We start from the raw sequence: 12,906 nt of genomic DNA, 5'->3' as shown, positions 1-12,906 counted from the left end.
CTGCCCCGGACTTAGATCAGCACCCGTCGGATCGATCGCTTTCAGAAGGTCCGGCGAGAACGCCGCACTGGCCGCTCCGCCAATGGCCCCGTCTACACATCCCAGCAGGACGTCGAAACCCTACATGCCTTCAAGACTTTGGATTGTCCTCCTTGTCATTGGTCTCATATGTTTTCCGAGCTTTCTTGTACGAATTGTCGAACGGCTTTAGTCCGAGTGTATGTGCGCGCGATGCAAATCCCCCTATTGCCATTAATACCAAGCCGCATAGCAATAGGGCGACCCACAACCACGAAGCCTCCATATATTTTGTTGGCAATATGATCATGAGCGCACCGACGACCACCAACATAGTCCGAACCGGTCTGGATATGTTTCCATTTTCAATGATGCGGATTTTCATTGGCGCTTCCTGCCTAAAAGGCTGTTCCATTTGGAGGTGATCAAATTCTCAAAATCGCTGACACTTTTCGAATCCGGCAGCATATTCCCAACTTGGGTGATCAGCGGAGCAAAGAATGGATATCGATCCCCCGCATAGTAGGTTAGCAGGCCAATGGGGCCGCTTTCTGTAGCGTATTGCCCAACGTTTGGACTAAGTAACTGCTGAACCCCACCAAGTGCGTATGACGCGACTGCCGTTCCGACGGAGAACGTCGCGGCAGGCTCGGCAATCGCAGGATTTCCGCCATTAGCAGCGGCAACCGCTGCGGCCGTCGCGCTCACAACGCCAAGCTGATTTGAGACATTGCCAACGCCATCGGCGACTTGTTGCTGCGAAGGAAGCGTAACCGAACCGTTCGCTACACCACAGTTTCCATTCGGGCAGATCGAACCCGCCGTCGATCCTATCGAAATACCCTGCGAACCTGTATTTGACAGCGCCCCGCTTGGAGATGCCGTATAGGTGTTTGCAAAAGAGGGCACATCCGCGCCGTTCGTAGTCTGAATAATGAACGATTGCAACGCCGGATTCGGCGCACCCGTCACTTGCGTCCAGATTGTTTGCCCTGTACTAGCGTCAACCCCGGCCTTTGCCCAAGTGGTGCCGTCATTCGGAGGTATAGCCCCTTCTACCGTTGCCGCGGCGCCACTTTGCGAAGTGCCGTTCTGGCTATAGCCCATCTGCGCAAGCTGGTTTGAAACGTTGGCCGCCGTGACGGGCGATCCATCCAGGTTCGTAATACCCTTTGCGTTAGCCGCTGCCGCCAGTTGTTGCGCAAGCGGCTGTTCCTGCGGATGCAGCATTCGGTTGTTAAGCGTCTCGTTTTCAGCCGCTGTCGCCCCGGCCTCGGCATTTTGTCCCAGTAAACCCGCTGCGGTCCCACCTAACATCATAGATGTGGCAGTCAGTGCTGCAACCTGCTCTGGCGACCACGAAGTTGGATTGCCGTTGCTATCGGTAGAATCTGGAATCAGTGAAGTGAACGCGGAGCTCACCGCCCCGCCAATGGCCCCGTACCCAGCATCCGACACGCCCCACGTTCGCAACGGCCCGCAACGCTAGACGCGGTGCGGCTTTGCCGCTGACGAACGCCTAGACGCGGCCCCGCCGCGCAGATTTTTGCCTAGATGCGGTTTTTGACTCATCGGCGTGTCAGCTTGAAAAGAAGTGGATCGTGTCTCTCCTGCTGTCTGGGCAATAACCGGCGCAAGCCTATCCTGCCGCCGTTCGCGCAAAGGCCTCAAGATTTTCTACGATTCGCTCAAATGTCCTCTCCACATCAGGATCACTTAGTGAATTCGCGGTTCCTGCGCCGTGTTTGTGGCAACAGGTCACTGAATGTCAATAGCCTCCACCGTCGCAAGCGCATATCTACCGCTGTCTTCTAAAAACGTCTCCACTTCATAGGCAACGGGTGCGCTGGGATCGCCGAATACGAGCACAACCGAGACGACCGTTCCTACCGGCAACACGACGACGTCGTGTTCGCCGATCACCGTGGCCTCGACTGGTTTCGACAGCGAAAACACATCGTTCTCTTTCATCGCTTTCACTTTTTCGTAGGAATTCCCGTCACAAACCGAACGGTACCCGAGTTGTCCTTCATGAACACAAACGTCGTGTTGATCGTCTTTCCGTTCGCGCCCGTGATCGGGAGGACCTGCTCATAGGTTTGCCCGTATTGGGTAGTCTTCGTCGCTACCGCGGTGGCAGGATCAAAACGCAACTGCGATGCAAGATCCTGCCAGTTGCTCTGATCAAAGCCAAGGGCTTGGCTAAACCAGTTTGCTTTCGTCTGGTTCTGCGGATGTGCCGCGTCAAGCAAATATCCGTTCAGTTTGCTCTCAAGGTTGGACGTATCGAAGCCAACGCTGCTGTTTGTGGCGACTTTGCTGCTCGCCAACCAGCCCGATGCGAGTGCACTGGCCCCGCCCAGGCCATACATCTCGCCAATCCCTCCCACCACAGAGTTGCTGTACTGGAAGTACGGAATGTAGTCCGGCGACCCCGGCAAGGAGAACGTCGCCAAGTTCAACCCAACGTTGCCAATCCCCTTCAGCAAGTCAAGGTTCGTCGCCGAGTCCGTCGCCGGTACAGACAGCCCAGCGTTCGTCGCCGACACAACATTGTCCGGCAAATGGAATGCAATCTGATTGAACGCGTTGTTCGCTGTGCTGACGCCGCTGTTCCACGTGTCCACCACCTTCTGCCAGCACTCGTGCAGGTTGCAGTTGTTTTGCGCTTCGTTATCGGCCGCCGTGGCAGCGCCCTGCACGTTCTGCCCGAGCGCACCAGCTACCGCCCCGCCAAGCAACGTAGAGAGCGCAGTAATTGTCGCGCCTTGTGCAGGCGACGCTGCACCGTCATTCCCTACAACCGCAGCACCGATATACGGCGTCGCTGCGGCCGACACCGCCCCGCCAATGGCCCCACCTGCACACCCCGTTCCCTCAGCCGCACCAGCAGCACACCCCAACGCTGCGTGAGCTGCAGCGTACGCAATCGTGGAAAAGTCTCCAAACGTATTAGTAAAGAACCCTTCGCTATTTGCCTCGCCGATCGCGCCAGCGCCCGCCGCCGCAAGGTTGCTGGCGAGGCCCGATTCGAAGGCCTGCCCGAAGCTGCCTCCGTACGCCACAGTATTGACCGCCGCCGATACCGCGCTCTGGCCGACGACCTCTACTGCACCCTGCGCAATTTCACTTGCACTCGCCGTCCCTGCGGCGATGTCACTGCCCACGTTGGAAAGCTGCAGATCGTTCAACCCCAGTCCGGAATCAAGGCCTTCGGTCGCATACGCCACCACTCCCGCCTCGATGATGCTGCCGAGGTTAAGTCCCTGACCGCTAACTAGTTCGTTCATCGTGGCGGCCAACATGGCGCCAAGCACCGGCATGCCCATCGCGGATAGCGCCACCGCTGCGATCATCGAGGCCAACTGGCCAACACCAAATCCCCCCTCTGCGGTAAAGCTCGTGTGCAGATTGTCGCTGACGCTGGTCTGCGTGAAATTCGCGCCCAACTGCTGCTGCAATGCCGCCAGCATCTGCTGCGTGCCGGCCTGATTGACCGTACCATCCGCATTGAGCTGCTGCAGCGCCCCGCCGATCTGCTGCAGCGTCTGCACGTTCAGATCCATGTTCGCCGCGCTCATGAATCCGCCCGGCTGAACCTGCGTGCCCGTCGTATCGACGTAGCCGCCCTTGACCTTGCTCCAGATGTTGCCGACGTCGACCTGATTCGCCTCGTTCGTCAGCGACTGCGTATTCACCGTCAGCGTGTTCGACGCGGTGATCGTCCCCGTGTTGAGGATGCTGCCCTGGCCGTTCTGGTCGAAGTTCAGCGTGACGTTGGTGCCTTCGATATTCCCGCCTGCCGACAGCGCGCTCCCGTTCTGCGGCAGGTACACCTGCGGCATCAGTGCGGTGATCGTCGGACACGTCATCGTGCCCACCGCCTTGCAGCTCGGGTCGGGCACCGTCTGCTCGACGTACCACAGCATCGGCTGCGTCAGCGCAGTGATCTGCGTTTGCGACAGCGCATCGCCCAGTTGCAGGTTGTTCTGCTTCGCGTAGTTGATCGCGTTCTGGTACAGGATCGCCTTCTCTTGATCCGTCACCGACAAGCCGTTCGTGCTGTCGTAGCTCAGCCCGCTCACGAAGCTCGACTGCCCCGTCTGCTTCAGCGCGGCCTGCTGCAACAGCAAGTCCTCTTCCTGCGGGTTGTAGTAGAACAGCGTCGAGCTCGGCTGCAGGTTTGACGGCAATGCGCTGATGAGTTGCTGCGGGCCCAGGAGCGACGAGCTTCCCAGCGACTGCTCCACATAGGACGCCGTCCCCGCCACCGCCGTCGGCACCGAGCCGGTCGACGCGCTCGGCAGCGACAGGTTCAGCCCCGGCAAGTCCACCGGGCTCAGCGAGATCACCTGCGAGGGCGCGTTCACGCGCGGCGTGTACGTGTTCGCCGTGGTGATGCCGTTGATCAGCCGCTGCCCCGTGAGCGTCACCGACGTGCCGAGGATGTTGCCGACGTTCTGGATTTGCCCGTTGGACGTGATCGTCAGATTCGGCGCCTGGATCGTCGCGGCGATGTTGCCTACCGGCGTGGGCGGGTCGATTGAGCCGCCTACGTTCGTGTACGCACTGCCGTATAGCGCCGTGCACTCTGCCACCGAGCCGCAGGCCCAAATATCGTGGCGCTTGTCCGGACTGAAGTCGCCGGTCTCTTGCACCCAGTGCGAGTGCCAATACGCGTTCAGCGTCTGCGCCTCGTTCACGACCGGGCCTGCGACGTTGATCGTCGCGCTCGTGCCTGCCGCGATCAGGCTGCCGATGTTGGTCAGGCTGCCCGCGTTGATCTGCAAGTTGTTGCCGGCGCTAATCACCGACGAGCTGCCCGATTGCTGGTCGACGTAGCCTTCGCAGTAGCTCTCCTTGTAGCCGCCTGCGGTCATGCAGCCGCTGTATTGCTCATTGGTGCCGTAGTTCTGATGGACCGGCACCGGCGGCGGCAAGGTGTTGGTGATCGCCCCCGAAACGTTCAGCGTGATGTTGTTGCCCGCGACGATGTTGCCCGACGTGTTGTTCAGGCTTTGCGCGGGCGTTGTCGACGTTGCCGTCGTGCCCACACCGCCGATCACGATGTCGTGACCCGCCAGCAGGTTGCCGAAGGTGTTGTTGACCTGGCCCGCGGCGACGACGAGATCGTGGCCTGCGTAGATGGTCGCGTCGTTCTCGCTGTAGCTGAACGTGGTGGTCGTCGGGTTGTTGCCGCGCGGCGCGCCGACACGGTTGTCGCAAGCGGAGTCCGGCACGCCGGACGCGCAGCCCACTTGCGACGAGAAGTTCTGCTGGTTGCCGCCCTGGTTGGTCAGGCTCGCGGCATTGACCGCGACGTCATTGCCCGCGTAGAGCAAGCCGCCATTGACGAGATTGCCGCCGCTCACCGTCAGGTTGTTGCCCGCGGCGACCATGCCGGTTGGCGAAGACCAGGTGAGCGAGGAAGTCGATGTCCCCGCCGAGCCGGATGAGAGCTGAAACGAGACCGGCGAAATGGTCGTCGAAGAGCAGCTGCCGGGGCAGTACTCTTCTATTCCCGAATTGCCCCAGAGCGATTCGATCTCACTCAACAACGCCGAAAACTGTCCCGGATCGACCCAATCCGTTACCCCCGATGTCAGTGTCGGAGCCACCGCGCCATTGCTCAATGACTGGATGTTGAGCGACACATTGCCTTGTGCCGCAATTTGCCCGCCCTGATTCGACAGCGAGTTTGCTGTCAGCGAGATTGAGCCCCCTGCGGAGATCACGCCAGCCGTTCCCAGTTGCTGGGTCGTTCTCGTCTCATAGACGGTCGGCAACGCAAGCGTCGCCGAATTCCATTCGCCCCCCATAGGGCTGGTCTCCGGCAGCCAAACAAGGCCATATATCGGAGAGCCGCTGTCCGGGACTTCGCCAATCTGTACGGAGAACTCGCCGAACCTGACGGAGCCCGACCCGGATACCGGGGCGGAAAGAGCCGGGAAGACCGAATCTGGGCAGGTAACGGTAAGAGAGGAACAAAAAACCGCGGACGAACTGAAGATGAGGCTGAAGGGATCCAGGACCACTTTCTGCGTGGCATTCGACAGCCCCGTTGGCGACAGGAGATCGCCGAGCGTTGCGGTAGTTGTCACTTGTGTATTTGCGTCGTGGCCCGTATCTCCCGAGACCCAATACGTAATCCCCCAATTCTCTGTACCCACCACCGACGACCACAGCACATTGGGATCATTGACCACCGTCGTCGTGGTACTGCCAGTCGGCGCGGTCTGATCGTTCACCACCGCACCCGCATTGATGGTGACGTTGTTGCCCGCAAAGATCGACCCGCCGGTGTTCTGCAGCGTGCCGCCCAGATTGAACGTCGCGTTGCCTTGCGTCTGCGTCAGCGCGCCCTGGTTGTCGTAATTCCCGCCGTTCACCGTCAGCGTATTGCCCGACTCCACCGTGCCGCGGTTGGTCACATCGCCGTTCAGCGTCAGTGCGTTGTCCGCATGCATCACCGCGTTGGCAACGTTGTACAGTGAGCCGTTGACCGTCACGTCCTGGCCGATCACCTGTCCATAGTTCGCAAACTGGCCGCCGGCCGTGATCGTCAGCGGCGCCGTGCCTGTCATCTTCCCGGTGTTCGTGATCCCGTTGATGCCCCAGATCGAAACGCTCTGCCCGCCGTAGTTCCAGGTCCCTGCCACGTTGATCGAACCGGCCGTGATCGACAGCTGCCCGCCCTGGCTGATCGTCCCTTGCGATGGATCGAACGTCGCGTTGTTGGCCCCGAGCGTGAGATTGCGTTGCGCAAGCAACTGACCGCTGGCGTTATTGAACGCGTTGCCGCCGCCGGTGATCGTCAGCGACAGGTCCCCTGTCGTCGGTGAGTTCTGGGTATTCGGATCCCCCGCGAAGATCAGCCCGTTCTGGTTGTTCAGCGTGCCCGTCGTGATCGTCAGCGCGTTCAGCCCCAGCAGCGAGCCGCTATTGGTCAGCCCGCCCGTCACGTTGACGGTCGTCGTCGCGCCGTTCACGATCCCCGCGTTCGTGAAGTTCGTCGCGGTGATGGTCGTCGCGCCGGTCGAGGCCAGCGACGCGTTCGCGGCGTTCGTCAGGTTCCCCGCCGACACGTTCAGCGGCCCGCCTGCGAGCACCTGCCCTGCGTTGGTGAAGCTGCTTTGTCCGGTGAGCGTCGCTGCGCCAACCACATCCACCGCGCTGCCCGACGCGATCGACAATTGATTTGTCGCCTTCGCCGTCAACGCACCGCCCACCACCAGATTCCCAAGCGTCACGTTCGCGCCCGAGAGCTTCGTATCCTGCGTCGACACCAGCATCGCCTGGCTCGCGTCGAGCGTGTTGTGCGCCGTCACCGTGACGTTCTTCGAGCCGCTCGCCTTGCCGCTCAGCGTCACGTTGCCGCCCGTGAGCGCGAGCTGGCCCGCCACCGTGCTCGTGCCGGAGAGCGTCAGCGTCTGGCCCGCCGTCAGCGTCGCATCGCCGTTCGACGACACCCCCGCCACCGTCACGTTCCCGTTCGTGCCCGTGACGTTCACCGTCCCCATCGACGCGATCCCGCCTGTCACTGTCGCATTCGTGGCCGCCTGGATCTGCGCGTTGCCGCCCGTCTGCAATTGACCGTTGAACGTCACGCTGCCGTTTTTCGAGGTCGCGGTGACGTTGCCGACCGCGGTGCTCGCGCCAAACGCCATGTCGCCGCTCGACGTGGCGAGCAGCTGTCCCGCGCCCTGAATCGCGCCCAGCGTAATGCCGCCCGTGCTGGCCGTGAGATTGATGTCCTTGCCGAACGTGAGCGCCCCGCCGCCCGCGATCGCGCCGGCGTTGACGGTGGCCGCGCCCAGGCCGTAGAACGCGCCCGTCAGCGTCGCCGTGCCGGTCGAGGTCAGCGTCGTGTCGCCGTTGACCAGTTCGCCGCCCAAGGCCAGCGTGCCGCCGGCCGTCGCATTCAGATTGCCGGTGCCCGTCGTCGTGCCCGTCACGCTCAGGTTGCCCGCCGTTGCGGTCAGCACCGTATCCGCGCCCGTGCCGACATTGCCGCCGACGGTGAGGTTGCGCGCCGCCGTGATCGTCACCGCGTCGCCGCTCGAGACGTCGCCGCCCACGCTCGCGTCGCGCGCCGCGGTGACGCTCGTCGCGCCCCCCGAGCCGAGCGTGCCCGTCACGCCGACGTCGCCCGCGCCGTTCAGCCCCTTGGCCTGCAGGTTCACGGTACCGCTCGCGAGCGCCGCGCCCAGCGACAGGTCGTTGCCCGCCGTCGCCAGCAGGTTGCCGTTGGTCGTCACGCTGCCGCTCGCCGCGAGCCCCGCGCCCGCCGTGATCGTCAGGTCGCCCGTCGAGTTCACGCTCGCGAGCGTCACGCTGCCCGGCGCGGTGATCTTCGTCGTGCCGCCCGCGTTGAGCGCGCCCGCCGCGTTGACGGTGTTCGCCGCGGTCAGCGTCAGGTTGCCGGAGGCCGTCGCCGTGCTGCCGAACGCGATGTTGCCGCCACCCGCGGTGCCCTTGGCGGTCACGCTCAGGTCGCCGCCCGTCGCCTGCGCGCTGCCCAGTCCCGCGTTGTTCTGGCCCGTCACGGTAACCGCCGAGCCCTGCAGCGAGCCCGTCAGCGCCACGTCGTGCCCCGCGCTCACGCTCACCGCTTGCGCGAACGCCGCCGAGCCCGCGCCGCTGATGTCCTGCGTGGCCGTGAGCGTGCCGCCCGCCTGGCCGGCGAGCGCGCCGCTCAGCAGGAGGTTGCGGCCTGCGTTCGCCGTGACCGGCTTCGTCGCGTTGATCGTCCCGCCCAACTGCGTGTCCAAGCCGGAGGTGACGTTCAGCGCGCCGTTGGCGGTCGTGGTGCCGGTCAGCGCCGCGCTGCCGGTCGTCGCTGTCACATTGAGGTCGCCCACGGACAACACGGTGCCGCTCGCCATCACGTTGCGCTGGCCGGTCAGCGTCACCGTGGTGCCGCCCGAGAGGGAACCCGTGAGCGTGATGTCGCGCGCGGCGGTGTACAGCGCGGCGTCGGTGAACCCTTGCGTGCCCGGGCCGTCGATGTCCTGCCCCGCGCTCACGGTGCCGTTCGCCTGCCCCACCAGCGTGCCGTTGAGCACCGCATCACGGCCCGCCGTCAGCGTGACGTCCCCCACCGCGCTCGTGCTCGTGCCCAGCGACAGGTCCAGCCCCGTCGTCACGGTCAGCTTGCCGCCGCTGTTGATCCCGCCCGTCGCGTTCAGGCTGCCTTGCTGAGCGGTGAGCACCGCGTCGCCGTTCGATTCGATCGCCCCGGCCACGTTGAGGGTGTTGGCCGCCGTCACGGTGGCCGTCGTGCCGCTTGCCAGTTTTCCCGTGCCCGTGATCGTCACGTCGCCCGCCGAGCTCGCCGTGATCGCGCCGGTGGACGCCGCGCCGCCGGTCACCGTGAGGCTGCCCGTGCCTGACTTGCCCGACGTGAGCGCGATCGTCGTCGCCGACTCGACGTTGTTCACCGTCGCATCGTTCGCCGCCGTCACCTGCACCGTGCTGCCCTGGATCAGGCCGCCTTGGACGATGTTGCGGCCCGCTGCAAGCGTCGCCGCCTGCGTGAAGCTGATCGAGCCCGCCCCGCCGATGTCGCGGCCGGAGGTCAGCAGACCATTGCCCTGGCCGCTGATCGCGCCCGTCACGTTCACGTCGCGGGCGGCGTTCAGCTGCGTGTCGAGCGCGACGGTGGTCGTGCCGCCCAGGTTGATGTCGGTGCCCGCCAGCACGTTCAGCGCGCCGCTGCTGGCGATGGAGGCTAGGTTTGCCAGACCCACGCTGCCGAATAGCGCCGTCAGGTTGGTGTCGCTCGTCGACTGCAGCGAGCCGCTGATAGCGATGTCCTGTCCCGCGTTGAGCGCGACCGTCGAGCCGCCCGCCACCGCCCCCGTCACGTTCAGCGTGTTCTGGGCGTTCAGCGAGAGCGTGGACGCCGCCTGCACGTTGTGGAAGGTTGCGTTGCCGCTCGCGCTGGTCTGAATCGTCGCCGCACGCAGCGAGCCGGTCAGGTTCGTGTCGCCGCCCGAGGTGAGGTTCGCGGCCGCACCGAACGCCGCGCTCGCGGCGCCCGTGATCGTGCCGCCAGCGTTCAGCGTGCCGTTGCCCTGGCCGACCACGCTGCCATCCATCTGGAGGTTCTGGCCAGCGGTGAGCGTGATGTCGCCGAGTGCGGAGGTGCTGCTTGACGCGCCCAGATCGAGCGACTGCACGTTGGCCGTGAGATTCCCGCCGGACGTGATGTTGCCCGTGCTGGTCAGCGCGCCGCTGTGATTGGTGAACGTGAGGTCGCCGTTCGACTGCACCGTGCCCGCCACAGACGTGTTCGCCCCCGCCGTGATGCCCAGCGTCGAGGCCGTCTGCAGCGTGCCGTTCACGGTCACGTTCTGCGCGGCGTTCAGCGTGCCGCTCGTCAGCGAGGCGACCAGGCCGTTCACCGTGATGTCGCCGCCGCCAGCCGTGCCTTGGGTCGTCACGGAGAGCGTCGCGCTGGCCTGGACGTTGTTCAGCGTCGCCGAGTTGCCGGCGCTCAACGTCACATTGCCCTTGCCCGCGAGCGAGCCGCCGATCGTCACGTCGTGGCCTGCGGTGAGCGTGGTGTCGCCCGTCGCGCTCGTCGTGCCCCCGAGCGACACATCCTGCCCCGCCTGCGCCGCGAGCACCCCGCCGCTGCTGATCGTGCCCGTCGAGGTGACGCTGCCAGTGGTGGCGGTGGCTGACATATCCCCCACCGACTGCAGCGTGCCGCCCGCATTCACCATCACGTTGCGCGACGCGGTGAGCCCGACCTGCGCACCGCCCGCCAGCGTCCCATTCACGATCACATCGCGTGCGGCCTGCACGGTCGTTGCGCCGACCACCGCCGCATTGCCATTGAACGTGACGTCGCCCGCACCGGTTGTGCCACCTGAGGCGCCGTTCGCGACGACGCCGAACGCCCCGCCCGCCTGCACCTGGGCGAACGTGGCGCTGTTGCCTGCCGTCACGGTCAGACCGTTGGCGAGCAGCTTGCCCGTCAGCGACACGTCATTGCCGGTGGTCAGCGTGCCGCTCTGCCCGATCGCAATCGAGCCGCTGCCGGTGAGGTCGCCTTGCGCGTTCAGTGTCCCGTTGTTCTGCGCGATCAGCACGCCTGCCACGTCGATGCTGCCGCCGTGGATCGTCGCGTCCGTGCCGATCAGCACCGAGCCCGCCGCGCTGAACGCGCCTTGTGCGTTCGCTGTCAGCGCCGTGCCGCTCGCGAGCGACCCTGTGACCGCGATGGCCTGTCCCGCTGTCACCGTCACCGTTTGCTTGGCGGTCGTCTGCGCCGAGATCGTGGTGGTCTGCCCGGAGGAGAGCGTCAGGTTCCCGTCCAGGTTCACGTTGCCGCTGGTCGTGATATTGCCGCCTGCGGTGAGGCTCACGTCGCCGCCCGACTGCAACGTACCCGCCGAGGTCACGTCCCCGTTGGCGTTGATCGTGTAGCCGCCGATCCCCACGTGCGAGCCGGTCAAGATCACGTTGCCGCTCGACTGCACGTTCACCTGCTTCTGCGCGATGCTGCCCGCCATCTGCACGTCGCCGTTGGCCGACAGCGACAGGTCCCCCGCATTCGCCGCCAGCTGCGCGTCGGTGCGCACCCCCATGCCCGCCGCCGTGCCGATCACCTGGATCTGGCCCGCCGTCATCGCGCCGTAGGCGGTCGCATCGATCGCGTAGCCGTTGTTCGCGTTGATCGCCGCAGCCGTGTTGGTCGCGCCGTTGGTTGAGGTCGCGTAGGTCGTCGTGCCGTTGCTGTCGACCGCTTGCGGCGTCACGAACTGCCGCCCCGCGATCACGTTGATGCGGTTGCCCGCGTACAGCGGCGCATTGATCCCGATCGTCTCGCCGATCAGGTCGATCGTGCCCACCGTCCCTTCGATCCCCGAGCCCGGGCCGTTCACCCCCGCGTTGCCCTCGATCTGGATGTGCCCGCCCGTCACGCTGTAGCCGAGCGCTTGCGCGTTCGCGAAGCTCGTCGCCGTGCCCCCGACGCCTGTCAGGAACTGCGGCACGCCCGTCGTGAGCGTCACACCGATCGTGTTGGTGAAACCCGCGCCCTGCGTGATGATGCCGTTCGGGTTGGCGATGATCACCGTCGCCGGTGAGCCGAACACTTCGAGCGGGCCGTTCAAGAGGCTCGCGAACGCGGTGCCGGTCGAGGTGACCTGGTTGACGATCACGCTCGCCGTGCGCCCGTTCAGGTTCGCGTTGGCCGCGACGTTGCCGCCCGTGAGCGTGGTGCCCGAGATCAGGCTGTTGTTCAGGATCAGGCCGACCGGGTCGACGTTGAAGCTCTGATATTGGTTGAGCGAAATGCCCGCGCTGTTCGGCGCGGTGATGTTCACCACCGGCACGCCGCCGTTGGCGCCCGTGCTTTGCGTGATCTTGGGCTGGAAGGAGATCGGCGCGGTGGGGTCGGTAATCGGGGCGGCCTGCGCCGCTTGCATCGCGAAGCGCAAACGCAACGACGGCAGCGACGCGAGGTCCTGAATGACTTGCCAGGCGTCGTCATCGAGGCGCTGGCTGCCTGCGGCGAGGATGCCGGCGGCCTGGCGGCCCTGCTCGACCGTCACGGTGATCGGGCCGACGAAGAGCGCCATCGCGACCAGCGCGCTGATCGTGCGTTGCCACCAGCGGTAAGCGCGTGGCTGTGCGCTTACAGGAGCAATCAAACGCGACGCAGCATGATCCGCCTCGCGCGCCTGCTCCAGCGCCTCATCCAATGCATCCTCGCGCGCCGTTTGTGCGTGCTCGAGTTGCCGCAAACTACCCCGCGTTGATGGCTTCATATCGTTCTCGATCGTGCTGCTTTCTTATTCGCTACGTTTTGTGCGATCGCTCGCCGGTCAGCCAGCCGCTCGCTGCGGCTGGTCTTGCTGCTTGTTTTGCGTCGTG

The 12,906-nt window shown here is 64.6% G+C and carries 3 protein-coding genes; all 3 read right to left on the bottom strand.

Going from position 1 to position 12,906, the window contains the following annotated elements:
* Positions 1-399: 399 nt before the first annotated feature.
* The 3 genes from FAZ69_RS15185 to FAZ69_RS15175 all read right to left on the bottom strand — a co-directional run bounded on the left by FAZ69_RS15185 (position 400) and on the right by FAZ69_RS15175 (position 12,800).
* On the bottom strand, positions 400-1,440 hold the full coding sequence (locus FAZ69_RS15185) for a hypothetical protein (RefSeq protein WP_136895904.1): 1,041 nt from the start codon (positions 1,438-1,440) through the stop codon (positions 400-402).
* A 336-nt stretch (positions 1,441-1,776) separates the two neighbouring features.
* Positions 1,777-1,989, bottom strand: a complete 213-nt coding sequence (locus FAZ69_RS15180) for a hypothetical protein (RefSeq protein ID WP_240702246.1) — start codon at positions 1,987-1,989, stop codon at positions 1,777-1,779.
* A gap of 5 nt (positions 1,990-1,994) precedes the next feature.
* Positions 1,995-12,800: a two-partner secretion domain-containing protein gene (locus FAZ69_RS15175; RefSeq protein ID WP_136895902.1), complete on the bottom strand. Its 10,806-nt coding sequence runs from the start codon at positions 12,798-12,800 to the stop codon at positions 1,995-1,997.
* Between the last annotated feature and the right edge of the window lie 106 nt (positions 12,801-12,906).

The sequence above is a fragment of the Trinickia terrae genome (assembly GCF_005144415.1).
GTDB classification, from domain to species: Bacteria; Pseudomonadota; Gammaproteobacteria; order Burkholderiales; family Burkholderiaceae; genus Trinickia_A; species Trinickia_A terrae.
The sequence above is the reverse complement of the archived record's forward strand: the minus strand, read 5'-3'. Positions and strand labels throughout refer to the sequence as shown.